This window comes from Maritalea sp. S77 (genome assembly GCF_049801075.1).
Lineage (GTDB): Bacteria > Pseudomonadota > Alphaproteobacteria > Rhizobiales > Devosiaceae > Maritalea.
Genome location: NZ_JBNAGG010000002.1, coordinates 151203 through 170366 on the forward strand (window position 1 = coordinate 151203; position 19164 = coordinate 170366).

General features: G+C 52.2%; 20 protein-coding genes. 10 read left to right on the forward strand and 10 right to left on the reverse strand.

Annotated features, from left to right (window positions below; genetic code table 11):
• Positions 1-39: 39 nt before the first annotated feature.
• The 4 genes from ACP15Y_RS08405 to ACP15Y_RS08420 are packed head-to-tail and all read right to left on the reverse strand — an operon-like array spanning position 40 to position 3546.
• The gene (locus tag ACP15Y_RS08405; protein ID WP_424982615.1) at positions 40-783 is read right to left on the reverse strand and encodes an ABC transporter ATP-binding protein; all 744 of its coding nucleotides are present in this window, start codon (positions 781-783) and stop codon (positions 40-42) included.
• Entirely contained in the window at positions 780-1616 is an 837-nt protein-coding gene (locus ACP15Y_RS08410; RefSeq protein ID WP_424982616.1) for an ABC transporter ATP-binding protein, read from the reverse strand. The genes ACP15Y_RS08405 and ACP15Y_RS08410 overlap by 4 nt, the downstream gene beginning before the upstream one ends.
• Positions 1613-2509 (reverse strand): nickel transporter permease, encoded by an 897-nt coding sequence (gene nikC / locus ACP15Y_RS08415; protein ID WP_424983082.1) that lies wholly within the window; start codon positions 2507-2509, stop codon positions 1613-1615. Before nikC ends, ACP15Y_RS08410 begins: the two co-directional genes overlap by 4 nt.
• 20 nt (positions 2510-2529) lie before the next feature.
• Complete coding sequence (locus ACP15Y_RS08420) at positions 2530-3546, reverse strand: ABC transporter permease (protein ID WP_424983083.1); 1017 nt, start codon at positions 3544-3546, stop codon at positions 2530-2532.
• Between the two features lie 194 nt (positions 3547-3740).
• Between ACP15Y_RS08420 and ACP15Y_RS08425 the strand changes: the two genes are divergently transcribed.
• The 5 genes from ACP15Y_RS08425 to ACP15Y_RS08445 all read left to right on the forward strand — a co-directional run bounded on the left by ACP15Y_RS08425 (position 3741) and on the right by ACP15Y_RS08445 (position 8066).
• Entirely contained in the window at positions 3741-4325 is a 585-nt protein-coding gene (locus ACP15Y_RS08425) for a cupin domain-containing protein (protein ID WP_424982617.1), read from the forward strand.
• A gap of 68 nt (positions 4326-4393) precedes the next feature.
• Entirely contained in the window at positions 4394-5959 is a 1566-nt protein-coding gene (locus ACP15Y_RS08430) for an ABC transporter substrate-binding protein (protein ID WP_424983084.1), read from the forward strand.
• A 141-nt stretch (positions 5960-6100) separates the two neighbouring features.
• A complete protein-coding gene (locus ACP15Y_RS08435; RefSeq protein ID WP_424982618.1) occupies positions 6101-7018 on the forward strand; it encodes a 2-dehydro-3-deoxygalactonokinase in 918 nt (305 codons plus the stop codon).
• Positions 7015-7629, forward strand: a complete 615-nt coding sequence (locus ACP15Y_RS08440; RefSeq protein ID WP_424982619.1) for a 2-dehydro-3-deoxy-6-phosphogalactonate aldolase — start codon at positions 7015-7017, stop codon at positions 7627-7629. Before ACP15Y_RS08435 ends, ACP15Y_RS08440 begins: the two co-directional genes overlap by 4 nt.
• Positions 7626-8066, forward strand: coding sequence for a YaiI/YqxD family protein (locus ACP15Y_RS08445; protein ID WP_424982620.1), 441 nt, complete (start codon positions 7626-7628; stop codon positions 8064-8066). Before ACP15Y_RS08440 ends, ACP15Y_RS08445 begins: the two co-directional genes overlap by 4 nt.
• Positions 8067-8161: 95 nt before the next feature.
• Here the strand turns inward: ACP15Y_RS08445 and ACP15Y_RS08450 are convergent, their stop codons facing one another.
• The 6 genes from ACP15Y_RS08450 to ltaE all read right to left on the reverse strand — a co-directional run bounded on the left by ACP15Y_RS08450 (position 8162) and on the right by ltaE (position 15584).
• Positions 8162-9223 (reverse strand): DUF1513 domain-containing protein, encoded by a 1062-nt coding sequence (locus tag ACP15Y_RS08450; protein ID WP_424982621.1) that lies wholly within the window; start codon positions 9221-9223, stop codon positions 8162-8164.
• On the reverse strand, positions 9223-10281 hold the full coding sequence (locus tag ACP15Y_RS08455; RefSeq protein WP_424982622.1) for an imelysin family protein: 1059 nt from the start codon (positions 10279-10281) through the stop codon (positions 9223-9225). Before ACP15Y_RS08455 ends, ACP15Y_RS08450 begins: the two co-directional genes overlap by 1 nt.
• Positions 10278-11732 carry a di-heme oxidoredictase family protein gene (locus ACP15Y_RS08460; protein ID WP_424982623.1) on the reverse strand — a complete coding sequence of 485 codons (1455 nt, stop codon included), beginning with the start codon at positions 11730-11732 and terminating at the stop codon, positions 10278-10280. The genes ACP15Y_RS08455 and ACP15Y_RS08460 overlap by 4 nt, the downstream gene beginning before the upstream one ends.
• A gap of 53 nt (positions 11733-11785) precedes the next feature.
• A complete protein-coding gene (locus ACP15Y_RS08465) occupies positions 11786-13054 on the reverse strand; it encodes an imelysin family protein (RefSeq protein ID WP_424983085.1) in 1269 nt (422 codons plus the stop codon).
• 185 nt (positions 13055-13239) lie between these two features.
• A complete protein-coding gene (locus tag ACP15Y_RS08470) occupies positions 13240-14529 on the reverse strand; it encodes an NAD(P)/FAD-dependent oxidoreductase (protein ID WP_424982624.1) in 1290 nt (429 codons plus the stop codon).
• A gap of 2 nt (positions 14530-14531) precedes the next feature.
• Positions 14532-15584 (reverse strand): low-specificity L-threonine aldolase, encoded by a 1053-nt coding sequence (gene ltaE / locus ACP15Y_RS08475; protein ID WP_424982625.1) that lies wholly within the window; start codon positions 15582-15584, stop codon positions 14532-14534.
• Positions 15585-15685: 101 nt separating this feature from the next.
• Between ltaE and ACP15Y_RS08480 the strand changes: the two genes are divergently transcribed.
• The 5 genes from ACP15Y_RS08480 (at position 15686) to ACP15Y_RS08500 (ending at position 19163) form a co-directional block, all read left to right on the forward strand.
• A complete protein-coding gene (locus ACP15Y_RS08480; protein ID WP_424982626.1) occupies positions 15686-16708 on the forward strand; it encodes a P1 family peptidase in 1023 nt (340 codons plus the stop codon).
• Positions 16709-16710: 2 nt separating this feature from the next.
• Positions 16711-17043, forward strand: coding sequence for an arsenate reductase family protein (locus ACP15Y_RS08485; protein ID WP_424982627.1), 333 nt, complete (start codon positions 16711-16713; stop codon positions 17041-17043).
• A 101-nt stretch (positions 17044-17144) separates the two neighbouring features.
• Positions 17145-17744, forward strand: a complete 600-nt coding sequence (locus tag ACP15Y_RS08490; protein WP_424982628.1) for a sigma-70 family RNA polymerase sigma factor — start codon at positions 17145-17147, stop codon at positions 17742-17744.
• Positions 17741-18403, forward strand: coding sequence for a ChrR family anti-sigma-E factor (locus ACP15Y_RS08495; RefSeq protein WP_424982629.1), 663 nt, complete (start codon positions 17741-17743; stop codon positions 18401-18403). The genes ACP15Y_RS08490 and ACP15Y_RS08495 overlap by 4 nt, the downstream gene beginning before the upstream one ends.
• A gap of 7 nt (positions 18404-18410) precedes the next feature.
• A complete protein-coding gene (locus tag ACP15Y_RS08500) occupies positions 18411-19163 on the forward strand; it encodes an SDR family NAD(P)-dependent oxidoreductase (RefSeq protein ID WP_424982630.1) in 753 nt (250 codons plus the stop codon).
• Position 19164: the final 1 nt, after the last annotated feature.

A 19164-nucleotide genomic window follows, 5' to 3' on the forward strand; every position in this document is an offset into this window, starting at 1 on the left:
AAAAGGCGGCTTGAGAGCCGCCTTTTTGGTGTCTAGCGCTTAGGCCACATGTTCATGCTTGCTGGCGTGGTAAAGCTCTTGCGAATAGGGATCGTCAAACGCGCCTTTTGCCAATTGGTCACGCGTCGCGATTTCCACAATCTTCCCTTTTTTCATCACGGCCAAACGGTCGCAAAGGAAGGAAACCACGGGCAGGTCGTGCGTTACGAGCAAGAAGGTGAGGTTTTGAGATGCACGCAATTGCTTCAGCAAATTCAAAATCTCAGCCTGTACGGATACATCGAGTGCCGATGTCGGCTCGTCCAAAAGCATTAATTTTGGTTTCAGCATCAAAGCACGCGCGATGGCTACGCGCTGGCGTTGACCGCCAGACATTTGGTGCGGGAAGCGGAAGCGGTAGCGCTGGTCCAACCCAACAGCATCCAGCATCTCAATGATGCGGTCGCCATTATCTTTAATGCCGTGAATGGCCAATGGTTCACTCAGCGTCGTATCTACGGTTTTACGCGGGTGCAGAGAACCGTAGGGGTCTTGAAAAACCATTTGCGAAATACGCGAAATATCGGCGCGTTTGCGCGGATCGACTTTTTCACCATAGAGTTTGATCTCGCCTGTCCATTCATCATTCAAGCCGCAAATGGCTTTCAGAATTGTGGATTTGCCAGAACCAGATTCGCCCACCAGCGCAAAGCTTTCGCCTTCATTTACCGTCAGGCTGGCGCTATGCACCACTTGCACGGAGGAATAAGCGATATTGAGATTGTTCAGTTCAATTGCACTCATGTTGCAGCCCATTGGGTTCGATCAAGGGTTGGTAGCTCCTCGCGCGTTTCGTCAATGCGCGGCATCGCGTTCAACAGTCCTTGGGTGTAAGGGTGGGTGGCTTTGTGGAGCTCGCTGGCATTGCATTGTTCCACAATCTCACCAGAGTTCATCACCAGCACACGGTCAGCATAATTGGCAACGAGGTTCAAATCGTGGCTGATCAGAATAAGGCCCATGCCTTTTTCTTGGATCAGATTGTCGATCAGATCGAGCACCTGTGCTTGCACCGACACGTCGAGCGCTGAAGTTGGTTCATCGGCAATCAGCAGGTCCGGCTCTGGAATCAGCATCATGGCAATCATGATGCGTTGGCCCATGCCGCCTGACACTTCATGCGGATAAAGCTTGGCCACGCGTGCCGGATCATTGATGCGCACTTGATCCAGCATGTGCAGCACCTTCTCATCCAACTCTTTACGGGTCAGCTTTTGGTGGGTGCGCAACGCTTCTGCAATTTGATCTTCAATTGTCAGCACCGGGTTCAACGAGAACTTCGGATCCTGCATCACCATAGAAATGCGGGCGCCGCGCAGTTTGCGCATTTGCCGCTCCGATTGCTTGGAAAGATCAATGCCATCGAACATGAACTTCTTGGTGGTTACCCGACCCGGAGAACGGATCAATTTGAGGATCGAACGGCCTGTCATTGATTTGCCCGAGCCGCTCTCGCCCACAATTGCCAAGCGTTCACGACCCAGATCAAAGCTGACGCCTTTGACCACGTCCACATCCCCTTGGTGTGTGGGGAAGGTGACGCGCAAGTCTTCGATTTCAAGCAGTTTCTGGCTCATGATTTGCCCTCATTTTTAGGGTCGAGAATGTCACGCAGGCCATCGCCCAAGAAGCAGAAGCCGAGTGACACGACAATGATGGCAAAGCCGGGCATGGTGGCCACCCACCATTGATCCAGAATGAAGTTACGGCCACGAGAAATCATGGCGCCCCATTCTGGCAATGGGGGTTGCGCGCCGAGGCCCAAAAAGCCCAGGCCCGCCGCAGTCAAAATAATGCCGGCCATGTCCAGCGTTACCCGCACGATCATCGAAGATGTGCAAAGAGGCAGAACATGGTTGATGATGATGCGTGCAGGTGAAGCGCCTTGCAATTTGATCGCATCAATAAACTCAGCATTGCGGAAGGTCAGCGTTTCAGCGCGTGCAATCCGCGCATAGGCTGGCCATGCGGTGATGGCAATCGCGATGATGGCATTTTCGATGCCGGGCCCAAGTGCCGCCACAAAGGCTAGTGCCATGATCAATTTCGGCATGGACAAGAAGATGTCGGTGATGCCCATCATCACTTTATCAACCCAACCGCCGAAATAGCCGGAGATGGCCCCGATCACCAACCCAATCGGGGCGGAGATGGCGGCAACCAGCAACACAATCATCAATGTGAGGCGAGAGCCATAGACCACGCGTGAGAAGATATCGCGGCCCAACTCGTCTGTGCCCATCCAATGTTCCCAACTTGGGGGAAGGAGGCGATTTTCAAGGTCTTGCCCAATGGGGGAATAGGGCGCGATGAGAGGCGCGAAGGCTGCCATCAACACCAAGACCACCACAATGATCAGGCCCGTAATTGCAAGCGGGTTGCCCAAAAGTGAAAGCCACATGCGCCAAGCGCGGCCCGCGAAAGCTTGGCCTTTGGATGTGGGGCTGTCGGACAAAAGCCATTCAGTCATATTGCTCATACTATGGCTCCTTACCGGCTTCTTGGATCAAGGACGCGGTACAGCACGTCTGAGATCTTGTTGATGAAAATAAACACGGCGCCAATCACCAATGTCGCGCCCAAGACGGCATTCATATCTGCGTTGAGCAGAGCTACGGTGAGATAGTTACCAATGCCGGGCCACGAGAATACTGTTTCAATCATCACGGACCCTTCCAGCAGGCCTGCATATGAAAGGCCGATCACAGTGATCAGCGGCACACGGATGGGCAGAAATGCGTGTTTCCAAATAACCTTATATTCAGGTACGCCCTTAACCCGAGCGGTGGTGACAAACTCTTGGCTGAGTTGATCCAGCATGAAAGAGCGGGTCATTCGCGCAATATAGGCGAGGGAGAAAAAGCCGAGGATCGAGGCTGGCAGTACCAAATGGTGAATGGCATCGTAAAAGATTTCCCATTCGCCTTGGAGCAAGCTGTCCACAAGGATTAGGCCCGTTACTGGGGTCACAATGCCTTCATAGAAAATGCCAATACGGCCCGGGCCTGCGACCCAGCCCAAATTGCCATAAAAGATGGCGAGGCCAACCAGGCCAAGCCAAAAGGCGGGTACGGAATAGCCAACAAGGCCGAGCACGCGGAACACTTGGTCCACCCATTTGCCTTCATTAGCAGCAGACAAAACGCCCATTGGAACGCCGAGCACAACGCCGATAATGATGCCGATGGTGGCCATTTCGAGCGTTGCGGGGAAGACCCGCTTCAAATCTTCGATCACCAAACGGCCTGTGGATGCAGAATTGCCAAGGTCGCCGCGAAACACATCAAACACATAGGTGAAGAACTGAACCACCAAAGGTTGGTCTAGCCCCATTGCCTCGCGTGTGGCATCATAGAGTTCTTGGGTGGCACGATCGCCAACAATGGCCAAGACGGGATCAATAGGGATCACGCGGCCAATAAAGAAGGTGATGGCTAAAAGGCCCAAAAATGTGAGGATCAACACAAATACAAATTGTGAGATCGTCAACAGCCTTTTGAGCCAGATATTGTTGGTCCAGCTTTGCGCTGAAATATCGACTGTGTCGGTTTGAGACACGGATACACTCCCCCAGAATTTCGGAATTTTTCTAAACTTGCATAGAAGAAAGTCCAAAATCAAACATTTTTTATCTATACAAAAATTATTTTGATAGTATATAACTTTATTAATGGAATGCGCTTGGAAAAGGGAGGCCGAGCTTGAATATCGCAGCACCACAAACATTTGCGGTTGGAGGTTTGATTCGCGAACAACGTCGCAGAATGAAGCTTACTTTGACGCAATTGGGCGAGCGGGCCGGGGTTTCAGCTGGCTATCTTAGTCAAGTTGAGCGCGAGAACGCGGTGCCTAGTTTGGCCACATTGGGCCAAATTGCTTTGGCGCTTGGGTTGGAAATTGAGCATTTCATTTCTATGCCAAAAGCCACCAACGCGATCACCCGCAAAGACACTCGCGCAAAATTTCACATTGGTGACTCGTCAGTTGTTTATGAAAAACTGGCGGTTGAGCACCCTGCAAACGAGCTTTCTTCCCTCATTTTGACGATTCCGCCCGGCTATGAGTCCGAGGTGGCGTCGCATGAGGGTGAGGAAATCATTTATATGCTGGAAGGCCGAATTGAGCAGATGTTAGCCGATACCCGTTATGTGCTGGGCGTTGGCGATAGCCTGCATTTTCGGGGCGGGCTTCCACATAGCTGGTCTAACCCATTTGACGAACCTGCAAAAATCATTTGGACCGGCACATTGACCCTTTTTCGTGAACTGAGCTTGGCGAAAAAGTAAACCGGATTTGCATCCAACGATGCAAAGACCAAAAGGAGGAAACGGAAGTGAAAATACTCAAGTCCTTAATGTTGGCAGCGGCCTTTACCCTGCCAATGGCAGCTGGCGCAGCCCAAGCTGCAACACCTGACAATGCCTTGGTTGTGGCACAAAATATCGATGATATTGTTGCGATCGATCCGGCGCAGGCCTACGAATTTACGTCAGGCGAGTTGGTCACCAACATCTACGACCGTCTGGTGCAATATGATGCCGAAGACCCCACCGTTTTGGCTGATGGCCTAGCGGAAAGCTGGGAAATCGATGCGGACAACAAAACCATCGTGTTCACTTTGCGTGATGGCGCTGTGTTCCACTCTGGCAACCCAGTTCGCGCTGAAGATGTGGCGTTTTCATTGGGTCGCGTGATCAAATTGAACCTGACACCTGCCTTCATCTTGGCGCAACTTGGCTGGACTGCTGAGAATGTGGACGAGATGGTGACTGCAGGCGACGGCACTGTGACCGTTAAATATTCAGGCGATTTTTCACCTGCTTTCGTGATGAACGTTTTGGCTGCACGCCCTGCTTCAGTTGTCGACAAAGAGTTGGTTATGGCCAATGAAGTTGATGGCGACATGGGCAATGCTTGGTTGAACTCAAATTCAGCTGGCTCCGGCCCGTTCAAATTGGGCCTATATCGCCCAGCAGAGTTGGTGCGTTTGGAAGCAAATCCTGATTACTTCAAGGGTGCGCCTAAGATGAAATCAGTGTTGTTGCGTCACGTTGCTGAAAGCGCGACACAGCAATTGTTGCTTCAGTCTGGCGATGTGGACATGGCCCGCAACTTGACACCTGATCAAGTTGAAGGTTTGGACGGCGATGTGAAAGTTGAAACTTTCCCACAAGCTGCCGTGCACTTCTTGTCATTCAACCAAAAAACAGACAGCCTGACACCTGAAGCGGTGTGGGAAGCTGCCCGTTACTTGGTTGATTATGAAGGCATGACCAATTCAATCATTAAAGGTCAAATGGAAGTTCACCAGGCATTCTGGCCTAAAGGCTTCCCTGGCTCATATGACGAAACGCCATATAGCTATGACCCTGCAAAAGCCAAGCAAATCTTGGAAGATGCCGGTATTGAAACACCAATCACCGTTGATTTGGACGTGATCAATGCGGCGCCATTCACTGATATGGCCCAGTCTTTGCAAGCAAGCTTTGCAGACGCCGGCATCAATTTCGAGATCATTCCGGGCACAGGCTCACAAGTGATCACGAAATATCGTGAGCGTAGCCACGAAGCCATGCTTTTGTATTGGGGCCCAGACTTTATGGACCCACACTCAAACGCAAAAGCTTTTGCTTACAACTCTGACAACTCAGACGATTCATATGCTGCGACCACAACATGGCGTAACGCATGGGCCGTACCTGCTGAGTTGAACGAGATGACTAAAGCGGCTTTGACCGAAAGCGATCCTGCAAAACGTGAAGCAATGTACGTTGAACTGCAGAAGCGCGTTCAAGAGAAATCCCCAATCATCATTATGTTCCAAGCTTCTTACCAAGTTGCGATGGGCGAAAATGTTGACGGGTATGTGAACGGTGCCACATCTGACTTTGTGTACTACCGTCTCGTAGAAAAAGACTAATCCCTCCCTGGATTTGTCGTGAGCGGGCCGCTCGTTTTCCTTCGGGAAGGCGGGCGGCCTAAATTTTTGGGTGAACGGAATATTCTGTTTTTGACTTTGAAAATTTTTTTCAGTGTTGCATAACGTGCAGGGGAGTTGTTTATGACCGCTGCAATTGAATTTATCGCTTTGGACTGGGGTACATCTAATGTTCGTGCCTATGCTATTGGTGCGAATGGGCGCATTGTGGATGATGTGGCCAGCGACAAAGGTATGGGCAAGCTAAAGCCCGAAGAGTTTGAACCAACATTATTGGATTTGATTGCGCCTTGGCTTTCGGCTGAGCGAGTTTTGCCGATCTATGCGTGCGGCATGGTTGGTGCGCGTGGTGGCTGGCAAGAAGCCACGTATGGGCAGGTGCCGTTTGATGTGCATCGGGCCTTAAAGCTTACCAAGGTGGCGACCAGCGATCCGCGCATTGAGGTGCAGATTGTGCCCGGTCTTTGCCAAAACGTTCCGGCTGATGTGATGCGCGGCGAAGAAACCCAGATATTCGGCCTGTTGGAAAAATATCCTGATTTTGAAGGCACCATCATTTTGCCCGGCACCCATTCAAAGTGGGCGGAAATTAAGTCTGCGCAAGTCACCGGGTTTAAAACCTATATGACGGGTGAGATGTTTAATCTGTTGTCGCAGCAATCCGTGGTGCGCCTAAGCGTTGCTGAGGAGGGATGGGATGATGATGCATTCCTAAATGGCGTCAAAGATGCAATGGCCGCACCGCAGGATTTCACCAACATGGTGTTTGGCTTGCGGGCCAAGAGCTTGTTGACCGGGCTGACGCCTGTTGAAGCGCGGGCCATGTTGTCTGGTTTGTTGATGGGCATGGAGATCAAATCGGGCATGGACAGTTTTGCCACGGGACAAGTGGCGATTGTTGGCGGCGTGAAATTGATGAGCATTTATCAAGCTGCATTTAAAGAATTTGGCATTGAACCGCTGTGCGATGTGGATGAAAATTTCACCGTACGCGGACTGAATTTGGTTGCGAAAGCACAGAAAGAAGGAGTGGCGTCATGAGCCATCGCCAATTGATTGCGATTTTGAGGGGCATTACGCCGGAAGAAGCTGTGGACGTGACTGCCGCTTTGGTGGACGCAGGCCTCACCATGATTGAGGTGCCACTTAACTCGCCACGCCCATGGGAAAGCATCTCCAAAATGCGCAAAGCGTTTGATGGTAAAGCATTGATCGGAGCGGGCACTGTGCTGACCGAGCAAGATGTTGATGATCTGGTTTCGTTTGAGGGCCAATTTGTGGTGTCGCCAAACTGCGATGTCGAAGTAATCCGCGCAACTAAGCGGGCTGGTTTGCAATCATTCCCCGGCGTGTTGACGCCAAGTGAATGTTTCGCGGCCATTCAGGCAGGCGCGGATGGATTGAAGATCTTCCCCGCTTCAGTGATTGGCCCGAGCGGCGTGAAGGCCATGAAGGCGGTTTTGCCGCCGAAAATGCCAGTTTATGCTGTTGGCGGCGTTGATGCTGAAAACTTTGACGTTTGGGTGCAAGCGGGCGTTGATGGCGCAGGCATTGGCGGTGGGCTTTATAAGCCGGGCGAGGGCGCCAAGATCGTTCATACGCGCGCGGTTGCCTTGGTGGATGCCTATGATCAGGCGTTTGCGGACCATTGAGAATCTATGTTGATGGCGACGCCTGCCCGGTGAAAGCCGAGGTGCTGAAAGTCGCCGAACGATTTCAAGTGCCCGTCACCATTGTGTCCAATGGCGGGCTTCGCCCGTCGCGTGATCCGATGATCCAGAATGTGATTGTGCCTCATGGGGCAGATGCGGCGGATGATTGGATTGCCGAGCATATTGGCGCGGGCGAGATTGTGATCACCGCAGATATTCCCTTGGCCAGTCGTTGTTTGGAGAAACAGGCGCGAGCATTGGGGCCGACGGGCAAAGAATTTGATGCGCACAATATCGGCATGGCGTTGAGTATGCGTGAGCTCAACCAGCATTTGCGCGAGACCGGCGAAAGCAAAGGCTATAACAGGCCGTTCGATGCCAAGGATCGGTCGAACTTTTTGCAAGCGTTGGATCGGCTTCTGGCGAAAGTAGTTTGATCCCGGCTCACGGCCGGGATTGCCTAGTGTAGTGTGTAGAAATTCCACACTCTTGACATCCTCGGACCTGATCCAGGGTCAATAGGCAGCACCAGCTAGAGCGCAACCAAATGATTGTCGAAACGCAGATCATCCAATGTCTGATCACCAAAATGGCCTAAGCCTGACGAGAATTGAAATGTGTTGCGGCCATAGTCGACGCCACAAATATCTGTTTCTTTCCGGCGGTCAATGATGTTGCCATTTCCATCCAGAATGTAAGCGCAGCCGCCCTTCGGTGAGGTGATGGCAATATGCTCGCCATCGGCGCTTGCGGCAACTGAGCCGATATAATTGCGCAGTGCAGCAAGGTCATCTTCTGGCATCATGATGAATTGAAGGCCATTTTCAGGGCTTGCCTTCGCGAGCAGGCTTTCGGCTAATTCACCGTCGCGCTGATATTGTCCTGCAATCCAAACATTGCCATTGTGCCCCAGCGCCATGTGGCGCAGCGACAATTTTTGCAATTGGTCGGGTGCGAAATAGCGCGCCATCAGTTCGCCAGTATTTGGATTGAGCCATGCAATATTCGCGCGCATGGTGGCCAGATTGAGTTTTGCGCGCGCAAAATCCGGGTGGGTTTCAATGCCACCATTGGCGATGATCAAATGGCTGGACTTTGGATCAAGCAGCAGATCATGCGGGCCGACGCCACCAGCGTCAAATTCGCCAATGCGTTTAATAGGGTTGGCCGTCAAATCATAAATGCCGATCACGCCGCGGGCCGCTTCAAAATCATTTTCGGTGGCATAAAACAGGCGTCCATCGGCGCTGAACGCGCCATGACCGTAAAAATGCCGGCCTTCAATGCTGGAGATTTCGCCCAAAATCTTGCCGTTTACATCGAACAGGATAGCAAAGGTGCCGGGGCGGCGGGCGAACACGATCAGCTTGTCCTTCTGCGCGGAGAGGGCAATGTCGTGGCCGCGGGCAGGAAGGTCAATTTTTGAGATCAGCTTGCCCTGTTCATTCAGTAAAACTGCGCCGAATTGGCCATTAGGAAAAGCGACGCATGAGGCAAAGATTTGCTCGGATTGTGCCAACACTTCCCGCGCGGGCAAAGCGAGGCTGCCGAGAAAAGTTGCCCCGGAGATTTTCAGGAAATCGCGGCGTAACATTAGTCGCCATCCAAAGACGAAAAGCCCACCACTAGGCCAAGTTCCGGTGCGATTTGATCGTTGGCGATATCGCGCAAGGAGTGCAGCACAAGGCGCAAATAGTCGACCTTTTTCCGCAGAGCTTCATCTACTAAAATCTCTTGATTGCTGTGTTCTGCTAATTCTTTCGCGGTGCGCAGAGCGTTGTTAAGTTCAAAGCGATAGGCGTTGAGCGCGATGGCCAGCACATCATCTTCGTCATAGTGCCCGGAAAATGCATCGAACGCGTCGGCAAGGCCTTCAATATCGGCCAGCACCAAGTTCATGCTGAGTGCGGCGCGGCGGAGGGGCAACACGTTGAGGTTGGGATTTTCTTCGGCCCACTCATTCAGGCGGGTGGCGCTGATGATTTCGGGGAAGTGCGAGAATGTTTTAAAGCTGATGCGCAGCACATCTTCTTCTGTTCGAAACAGTGCGGAGCCTTCGTGTGGGTTTTCAAATTGCGCAATCAGCCCATCATCTGCCACGAGTTCAACCACCATTTGGTCGGCCATGGCCCACATATTTTGGGCGATGGTTTCGCCATAGCGACAGGCGTGGCTGTTGGTATCAGATGTCAGCTTGTCTGCCAGTGCGCCATGCAGCACATATTCCAAAGCGTTCAATCCTTGCAGTGCCACGCTTTTGTCTTTCAAGCTTTCAACGCTCAACACGCTTTCATCTTCGCCCACCAGCGCTTTTTGCACCTGCTTCAGCCCGGTCGATTTCCGGTCGGGCCAGAAATAAAGCCGTTCCAGCCGATCATTTTGGGTGATCGGGCCGAACCGCACAGGTTCTGCATAGGCATAGGCGGTCACCAGCGCCGAAAAACCATCGCGGGCAGCTTGAAGATTGGCCTCCGAAGGGGATTGGCACAAAGCTTCCATCACATCGATCTGCGTATCGGCCTTGGCAGCGAGCTGTTGATAGGCAGGCACCAGATAATCGGTGAGCAGGGCGCTCGATTCTTCTGCCGTGGCGTTTTGCGCAAATAGAAGTGTCAGGGACAAGGTGGCGAATTTGATGGCATTTTTCATCATAGTGACTTCAGAAATTGGATGAGATTATCGCGTGTGGTGCGGTTGAGCGCCATAAAGTTTTGCTTTGCCGTTTCTGCCTCGCCGCCATGAAACAAAATCGCTTCTTTCAAGCTGCGGGCACGGCCATCATGCAGATATCGTTCTTGATCAGCAACCGCTTTTGTGTGGCCAATGTCCCAAAGTGGTGGCGTGCGCCATTCGCTGTTGCCCAATTCGCCTTTTTGCGTGCGATCAGCGAGCATGTCGCCCATATCGTGGAGCAGAAAATCTGAATAGGGCCAGATCAGTTGGAAGCTGTTGCTGTCGTCTAGAGCGCTGCGCTTGGTCACATATTTCGGCGTGTGGCAGCTTACACATCCGGCCTCATAGAATGCTCGTTTCCCTTTCAAAATCGCAGGGTCTTCGGTTGCGGAGCGCTTTGGTACGGCCAGATTGCCCGTATAGAAAGCGGTCAGGTCCAGCACATTTTGCGGAATTTCATGTGCGCCAAGATTGGGCTGGGTGCCGCCGGGTGCCTCGCGGCAGGTGGTTTGTGCGGAGGTGCAGTCCCCCCAATCTTGTTGATGCCAAGGGTTGGAAAGACCCATATCCACAAAGAAGGCGCTGGCGACTTGTTCCACCAATGTCGTGGCATCTGCACGGTGGCCGAAGCGGCCCAAACCGTTGCTCTTCAATTTGGCTTCGCCTGAAATACCGTCTTGGTTTTTATCGTCCGGGTCAGCCTGCGCCAGAATATCGTTGGCGGCGATTTGGTCGATCAGGCCCATGCCGATCAAGGGTGGTGCGATACGCGGTGAAATCTCCGACTGTTCGGCGATTGGGCCATGGCTTAAGTCGCTGATGATATATTCGGGGTGGTGCAGCGTGATCTGCTCACCATCATGCAATTCGATTGTCTCGACGCGGTAAGAAATGGAGACTTTGGCTTCCGGTTTCACTTTGCCGGAGGCGAAAAGTTGCAGTTGGTTGCCATAGGTGGGGTCACCCATTTGTCGGGCCGTGTCGATTAATTTGATGGCCAAGCCGACAGGTTGTTCTGCGTCACTTTCGGGCAAGCGGCCGCGGCCATTGCGAATGTGGCAGGATTGGCAGGCGCGGGCATTGAACAAGGGGCCTAGGCCGTCAGATGCTTTTGTGGAGCTGGGGGCGGCGACCCAGAATTTGTCGAACAGGGCCTCGCCTAAGGTGAAGTCCATGCGTTTTTCAGCGGGTAAATTGGCGCTGGGTTGGCTTAGCCGTTCGCGCCCGTCAATCTTGTCAGTTGACGTTGCGCCACCGGGATTGGCTTCAAAAGGCTCGGCTTTGGTAAAATCGACAGTAGGTGTGGTGACGCGCAGTAGTTTTGCGCGTTCGACATCATCCTTCGCCCAATCATATTTCGGTATAGATTGCGCATTCGCATGTGGCACGAGTATCAATGAGAGCAGGGTGAATGCCAAAAAGGGCTTCATGGAGCAAATCCATTGTGGGCCGATGCGGGCCACCCCGCACCGGCAGTTTATCTTTATTCAAAAACTGCGTCTGGATTGTCCAAGCTGTCTGAACCTTCCAGTTCAACGCCTTCCAGCTTCAAAGCAGCAACGGCGCGTTCAATCGAGCGGGTTTGCTTCACCAAGGCATCAATGGCGTCTTGCACCACTTTGTTGCCTTCTTCATTGCCTTCGCCAATCATCTGGTCATAGGCTTCGGTGTTGGCGCGTTCCACCATGGCGGTGAAAGCATCCATTGTGGCGGCGATATCAGCGCGCAACTCGTCTGCTACGGCTTCATCAGCGTGGCTCACATAATGCGCAACTGAAGTGCCTTCAACCACTGTGCCATCAAGGCGCTCATAGCGGCCAAGATAGACATTTTGGATGCCTTTGGCGTCATAATAGTGAGAATTGTGGGTGTTGTCTGAGAAGCAATCATGCTCTTCTTCTGGATCATTGAGCAAAAGGCCAAGCTTCATGCGTTCGCCTGCCAATTCACCATAAGAGAGCGAGCCAAGACCGGTCAGAATTGTGTTCAACACTTCGGCTTCGGACTTTTCTTCCAGTGCTGCGCGGGCAGCGCCACCTTGTTCCCAATTGGCCACCATCTCTTCTAGATCGGTCACCAACAGATCAGACGTGGCATCAAGATATTGGCGACGACGGTCGCAATTGTCATTGGTGCAATTGTCCAATGAGAAGTCGGTTGCTGCGCGGTTACCTGTGCCAGCGTCAGTACCGTTCAAATCTTGGCCCCAAAGCAAAAATTCAATGGCGTGGTAGCCTGTTGCCACATTGGCTTCAACGCCGCCAGCTTCGTGCAGTTTTTCGCCCAAAAATTCAGGTGTGATCTCATCAACGGTCAGCGTTTCGCCATTAATATTGATGGTCTTGTTGGCGATGATGTTGGCGTTGAATAATGGGTTGGTGTCGCTTTCCAAGCCATAGGCGCTGGCGTCGACATAGTCGATCAAGCCTTCATCCAAGGGCCAAGCGTTCACGCGGCCTTCCCAATCGTCCACGATGGCATTGCCGAAGCGATAGGCTTCTGTTTGTTGGTAGGGCACGCGGGCCGCCAACCAAGCGTCTTTCGCGGCTTGCAGATTTTCTTCTGTCGGCGCGGCCAGAAAGGCGTCAATCGCTTCTTGAAGGCCCTTTGCCGTGAACAGGCTATCTTCAAATGTTGCGTGGGCAATATTGGCATATGTTTCCACAACGCCATGGTCTTCATCATGGGCCAAGGCGAATGTTGGTGCCGCTGTCATCAAGGCAGCAGCGGAAATGATTGCAAGTCTTTTCATCATGTTTGCCGGGGCCAAATCCCGGCCTCCTTTGGTCGGATAAATCTCGGGCCACGCCAGCTTGTCTGGTGTGGATTTAATATGAGTTATCTGATCATATTTATAAAAACAAGAGAAAAATCAACAAGTTAGAATAGTTCTAAGAAAGCGGAAACTATTCCTATTTGCTTGTGTATAAATTGACTTTAGCCAATTTTTGCATGTTTTAGAACTGGATAGCCGGCATGCATAGCTGCTGCGCCACATTCGTAATAGGTCGACTTTGCGGCAGTCATTGGCTCATCATATTGCTCGATAGGTGCCAGCGGCAGCAGGCTTTCATCCTGATTTATCAGGGCCTTGACCATTTGGGTGCCAAACAAAGTGCCGGGGCCGATGCCGCGACCAGAATAGCCGAATGGGGCGTATCCCTTGCCGTCAAAATCCATGATTTTAGGTAAATGGTCTGACGTCATCGCGATCTTGCCGCACCATTGGTGGGTGAATGGCATGTCTGGCAAATCTGGATAGAGGTCACGCAGTTTTTGTCGACCCCACATTTTGTGGAACGGCGCGGTGGCATGGTCCAAACTGCCGATTGCGCCGAGGATCAGGCGATTTTCGGCGTCGAGCCGCAGGCTGGTCATCACCGTCGCGCAATCCCATGTGCCCTCACGGTTCGGCAGGATATGTGCGGCTTGGTCGTCACTCAGTGGGGCAGTGGCAGATTGGAAGAACTGCACTGTCGAGAATTGATTTTTCGGGTGGCGCACATGCTTATGATCGTACGCATTGGTGGCGATGATCACATATTTGGCGGTGAACTCGCCTTGTGCGGTGGCCACACGCCACGCGCCATTTTGCTGCACGGCAGTGGCCGGGCAATGTTCCACAATTTTTGCACCTGCATCCTGAGCTGCCTTGGCCAATCCTTGGGCAAATTTGAGCGGATGGATGGTGCCTGCGCGGGGATCAAATAGGCTGGCCACAAAATGGGTCGAGCCTAGCCGCTTCTGCGTTTCCGCTTCGTCCAGCATTTGCACAGGCGCGCCACGCGCTGAAAGCTGGTCAAGTCGCTTGTCCAAATCCTTCTTGTGATAATAGCTTTGGGCACAATGCAGCGTGCCGTTGCGCACCGCGTCGCATTCAATCTGGTGTTGATCAATCAAGTCAAATACGAGCGCTGGCGCACCAGCAAGAGCAGTGTTTAGCTTTTCGCCAGCCGCTTTGCCAAGCGTGTCTTCCACTTCCTGCGGTGGAGTCCACAATCCAGCATTCACCAGTCCAACATTGCGGCCGGAGCCGCCAAAGCCAATGGTTTCGGCTTCCAACAAGATGACGCTCAGCCCGGCTTTTGCTGCTTCAAGGGCAGCAGAGCAACCGGAAAAACCACCGCCAATAATGGCGAGGTCAACGCTTTGTGCATCGTGCGTTTGCGCAAATGTTGGGGCGTTCGCGGTGGCTTGCCAAAGATTGGTGAGTGGCGCAGTCGTCATATTTACCCGTTGAAGCTTTTGAAGGCAGAAATGATTTGATCGAGCTGATTGTCGTCAATATTGCGGTGCAACACGATCCGGCTTTCTGTGCCTGCTGAGATGATGATTTTATTGTCGCGCATATGTGCGCCCAGCTTTTTGGCGCGTTCCTTATCTAGGTGCACAAACAGCATGTTGGTTTGATTGTCTTGATAAGTCACATCATAGCGTCCGGTTTCATTCAGCGCGTCGGCGAGCACTTTTGTGCGGCGGTGATCTTCAGCCAAATCATCAACATAATTGTGCAGCGCAAAGCGACCCGCTGCGGCGATGATGCCAGCTTGACGCATGCCGCCGCCTAGCATTTTGCGCCAGCGTTGTGCTTGCTTGATAAAATCATTACTGCCCACCAAAACTGCACCAACTGGCGCGCCCAAGCCTTTGGACAGGCAGATATTGATGCTGTCAAACGGGGCGGCCATGGCTGCCGCGTCTACGCCGAGCTTTACACAGGCATTGAACATACGTGCGCCATCAAGGTGCAGGTTCAAATCATGGGCGCGACCAGCGTCAATGGCGGCCTTTGTGCGCTCCATGCTGATGGCTTGGCCCGAATTAGTGTTTTCCAAAACCAGTGTTTTGCTGTTGGGGAAATGGGTGTCGTCTGGCTTGATGGCTGCATGAATATCGTCGGGGTTCAGGCCACCATCTTCCTGCACGGGCAGGGGATCATATGTTAGCCCGCCCAGCACTGCCGCGCCGCCTGCTTCATATTTGAAAATATGATATTTGCGCCCCACTAGAATTTCGTCGCCACGTGCATTGTGGGTGAGCATCGCCACCAGATTTGACTGGGTGGAAGATGGGAGAAATAGCCCGGCCTCTTTGCCTAGTTTGTCCGCCATTTCCTGTTGCAGCGCGTTCACATTTGGATCGTCACCATAAACATCATCACCCACATCGGCAGCGGCCATCACCTCGCGCAATTGCGCGTCTGGTTTGGTTACTGTGTCAGACCGTAAATCAATAAAATCAGCGATATTGTCGATATTTTGGGTTTTGAGATTCTCGTACATCTTGGTGCAATCTATTTTGGAAAAGCAGTTCTAGGACTAGTCAGCCGGAGAGTGGCATGTCACTAATTTTGGTGCAACCAATATGTCGAAAGTTTTGAAGAATGTACGGCCCTTTTGAACAGCACGCACAAGGTTATTGGCAATTGCCCTCCGGGCCTAAAAACACAATTTGTGATGTGGGTGGAATTAAGGTCGGTCATGCCCAGAACATGCGCGGTTCTGCCCGCACCGGGGTAACGGCGCTTTTGCCGATGGAGGGCAATGTTTATGCCCATAAGCTGCCTGCTGGTTGCGCGGTGATCAATGGGTTTGGCAAATCGGTCGGGCTGGTGCAGGTGGCTGAATTGGGCGAGATTGAAACGCCAATATTGTTCACCAACACTTTCGGGGTTGGCACGGGCACGCAGGCTTTGATCAAACATGCCATCGCTCACAATCCGCAAATCGGGCGGCAAGGACCAACGGTGAATCCGGTGGTGTTCGAATGTAATGATGGCCGCGTCAATGATATTCAGGCGGTGGGTATTGATGAGGCGTTGGTGGAAACAGCAATGGGGCAGGCCGATACTGACTTTGCGCAAGGCACAGTTGGCGCAGGTACGGGCATGTGCACGTTCGGCTTTGCGGGCGGCATTGGCAGCGCATCGCGCTTGGTTGATCTTGGTGGGCAAAGCTTTACATTGGGCGCTTTTGTGCTGTCCAACTTTGGCCAAAGGTCCAGCTTGCGCGTGTTCGGGCAAAGGCCCGCTCATTATCGCGGCGAAGATAGCGCGGATAAGGGGTCGATCATCATTGTGATGGCAACAGATTTACCCATGGATAGTTTGCAGCTAACCCGCCTGTCACGCCGCGCTGGTGCGGCGCTTGGACGGTTGGGTAGCCATTTCGGTCATCAAAGTGGTGACATTGCCTTGGCCTTTTCCACCCAAAATCCCCGTAGCTTAGAATGTGACACGCTTGTGACCCAGCAGCGGGTTGCGGACCGTTATATGGATAAGATTTTTATGGCCGGTGTTGAGGCAACCGAACATGCAATTTTAAATGCGCTTTGGCATGGCGAACCGCATAAAGGGTACGACGGTTCAGTTTTGCCAAGTTGGCGTGATGCGTTTGAAAAGGAATAACGATGACCAAGCTCTATGGATTGAAAAATTGTGACACTTGCCGCAAGGCGCTTAAGGCGTTGGAAGCGGAGGGGCGTGATGTGGCATTTTATGATGTGAAGAAAGAGCCATTGTCTCGTGATAAATTGGCTGCGTTTCTCGGTGCGTTTGGGGCTGACAAGCTGGTCAACAAAAAGTCCACCACATGGCGTGGATTGAGCGAAGTTGAGCGCGGGCGGGAGCCATTGGATTTGCTGGTTGAAAACCCAAGTTTGATGAAACGGCCTGTGATTATTGATGGGGAGAAGAAATATCTTGGTTGGCAAAAGGATGTACAAGCGGCTTTGATCGGTTAAGCTACCAAGAATATTGTTAAATTCTTTTTTGACCCGAGATGTGAACCGAATTTCTATTTTGTCCGTTAATGGAGGTAGAAACAGTCACAAAGGGTCCAAATATGCGATCGGCGTTAAATTTGGCACACAATGACGAAGATGAAGACAGGGTGGATGATCCTACGCTTTTGAAGCAAGCGATGGTGCGTGTTGCAACCACGCAGGATCGGGAAGCCTTTCAGTTCTTATTCTCATACTTTGCCCCAAGGGTGAAGGCAGTGCTTTTGAAGGCTGGCAGCAATGAAAGCCAAGCCGAAGATTTAATGCAAGACGTGATGATGACCGTGTGGCGTAAAGCCAAGCTTTATGCCCCAGAGCGTGGATCGGTGAATGCATGGGTGTTTACTGTCGCGCGGAACGCACGGATTGATTTGCTTCGCCGTGCATCTTCAAGACCCTATGACGATGTTTATGAAATCGAACTGGAAAGTGATGTCGCCTCGGGCGAAGACAATATGTTTGAAACCGAGCGGGCAGAGCGGGTTAGCGAAGCGCTGGCCGATTTGCCCGAAGATCAACGGCAGATCATAGAATTAGGGTTTATAGAAGACATGTCGCAAAGTGAAATTGCGGAAAAGCTCAGTTTGCCATTGGGCACGGTGAAATCCCGGATGCGGCTCGCTTACGGTAAAATGAAATCTAAGTTGGAGGCGGTGCGATGATTACCCACCACCATCTCGATGATGCGACCTTGTTGCGTTATGCAAGTGGCGATTTAGATAGCGCGTTCACCATTGTTGTGGCGGCCCATTTGGCCATGTGTGACCAATGTCGCAAAGCAGTGCGCGATGCAGAAGAAATTGGCGGCCATATGATGGATCATGTGGCACAAGCGCCTGTTGCTGAAGATGCATTTGATAAAATGATGGCGCGATTGGATGCAGGTGACCAAGAGCAGATTGAAGTGGATCTGAGCCGGAACGCTGATCCAGAAAGCAATGTGCCTTTGCCGTTGCGTGGTTTGATCGGTGATCATTTGGATGATGTGCGCTGGCGCTTGGTGGCCCCGGGCGTGCGCAAGCATGAAATTCAAATGGGCAAGAAAGGCGAATCTTCGCTTTATATGTTGAATATTTCACCGGGTATGGCTGTGCCGGAACATGGGCATGGTGGCGCGGAGATGACATTGATCCTTTCTGGTGCCTATCGCGATAAGCTGGGCGTTTTCGGCCCAGGCGATGTGGCGGACCTAGATGAAGATATTGAACACCAGCCGATTGTGGAGCCGGGCGAGGCTTGCATTTGCCTTGTGGCAACAGAAACACCAACACGGTTTAAAGACTTTATCGTGCGGTTGATGCAGCCCTTCGTGCGCATTTAGGTGACTTATGTCCTTTAATGGCAAACATGTATGGATCACGGGCGCCAGCACAGGCATTGGCCGCGCGCTGGCGAAAAAGCTAGATGCTGACGGGGCGCTGGTTTCTGTTTCCGCGCGGTCAGAAGAAAAGCTGCAAGAGCTGGAGGCTGAAGGCCAGAACATTCGCGCCTTTCCGCTGGACGTGACGGACCAATCTGTGATGGCTGCAGCCATTGATATGATCGCGGCGCGTGCGCCAATCGATCATGTTGTGTTGGGCGCTGGCGCGTGGAGCATCATGGACAGCGATCAAATGGAAATTGGCCCCATCCGTACCGGCATGGAGGTTAATTATTTTGGCACGATCAATGCCGTCCACAAGCTGATTCCCATGATGATTGAGCGGGGTGCAGGCCATATCTCCATCATTGCATCTGTCGCGGGCTATCGAGGCCTGCCGCGTTCTATCGCCTATAGCCCCACCAAGGCAGCTTTGATCAATCTTGCTGAGATTTTGAAGGTGGAGCTTGAGCCGCACAATATTGGTGTGAGCAGCATCAATCCTGGTTTTGTGGACACGCCGCTGACGCAGGACAACCCTTTTCCGATGCCCGGTATCATCACAGCTGAAGAAGCCGCAGATGCAATCTATAAGGGTTTGGACAAAGGGAAGTTTGAAATCTCATTTCCGTTTGGATTTACGCTGTTGATGAAAATGCTGCGTGTCGCGCCGAACTGGCTCTATCTGTTCCTGATGCGGCGCATCAAGGCATCGATCTAAG

Bases quoted from the DNA above. Each gene is read 5' to 3' on its own strand.
- ACP15Y_RS08430 (WP_424983084.1), top strand. From the start codon at position 4,394: ATGTTGGCAGCGGCCTTTACCCTGCCAATGGCAGCTGGCGCAGCCCAA.
- nikC (WP_424983082.1), bottom strand. From the start codon at position 2,509: ATGACTGAATGGCTTTTGTCCGACAGCCCCACATCCAAAGGCCAAGCT.
- ACP15Y_RS08500 (WP_424982630.1), top strand. From the start codon at position 18,411: ATGTCCTTTAATGGCAAACATGTATGGATCACGGGCGCCAGCACAGGC.
- ACP15Y_RS08460 (WP_424982623.1), bottom strand. From the start codon at position 11,732: ATGAAGCCCTTTTTGGCATTCACCCTGCTCTCATTGATACTCGTGCCA.
- ACP15Y_RS08465 (WP_424983085.1), bottom strand. From the start codon at position 13,054: ATGAAAAGACTTGCAATCATTTCCGCTGCTGCCTTGATGACAGCGGCA.
- ACP15Y_RS08440 (WP_424982619.1), top strand. From the start codon at position 7,015: ATGAGCCATCGCCAATTGATTGCGATTTTGAGGGGCATTACGCCGGAA.
- ACP15Y_RS08405 (WP_424982615.1), bottom strand. From the start codon at position 783: ATGAGTGCAATTGAACTGAACAATCTCAATATCGCTTATTCCTCCGTG.
- ltaE (WP_424982625.1), bottom strand. From the start codon at position 15,584: ATGTACGAGAATCTCAAAACCCAAAATATCGACAATATCGCTGATTTT.
- ACP15Y_RS08480 (WP_424982626.1), top strand. From the start codon at position 15,686: ATGTACGGCCCTTTTGAACAGCACGCACAAGGTTATTGGCAATTGCCC.
- ACP15Y_RS08495 (WP_424982629.1), top strand. From the start codon at position 17,741: ATGATTACCCACCACCATCTCGATGATGCGACCTTGTTGCGTTATGCA.
- ACP15Y_RS08410 (WP_424982616.1), bottom strand. From the start codon at position 1,616: ATGAGCCAGAAACTGCTTGAAATCGAAGACTTGCGCGTCACCTTCCCC.
- ACP15Y_RS08450 (WP_424982621.1), bottom strand. From the start codon at position 9,223: ATGTTACGCCGCGATTTCCTGAAAATCTCCGGGGCAACTTTTCTCGGC.
- ACP15Y_RS08490 (WP_424982628.1), top strand. From the start codon at position 17,145: ATGCGATCGGCGTTAAATTTGGCACACAATGACGAAGATGAAGACAGG.
- ACP15Y_RS08435 (WP_424982618.1), top strand. From the start codon at position 6,101: ATGACCGCTGCAATTGAATTTATCGCTTTGGACTGGGGTACATCTAAT.
- ACP15Y_RS08455 (WP_424982622.1), bottom strand. From the start codon at position 10,281: ATGATGAAAAATGCCATCAAATTCGCCACCTTGTCCCTGACACTTCTA.
- ACP15Y_RS08470 (WP_424982624.1), bottom strand. From the start codon at position 14,529: ATGACGACTGCGCCACTCACCAATCTTTGGCAAGCCACCGCGAACGCC.
- ACP15Y_RS08485 (WP_424982627.1), top strand. From the start codon at position 16,711: ATGACCAAGCTCTATGGATTGAAAAATTGTGACACTTGCCGCAAGGCG.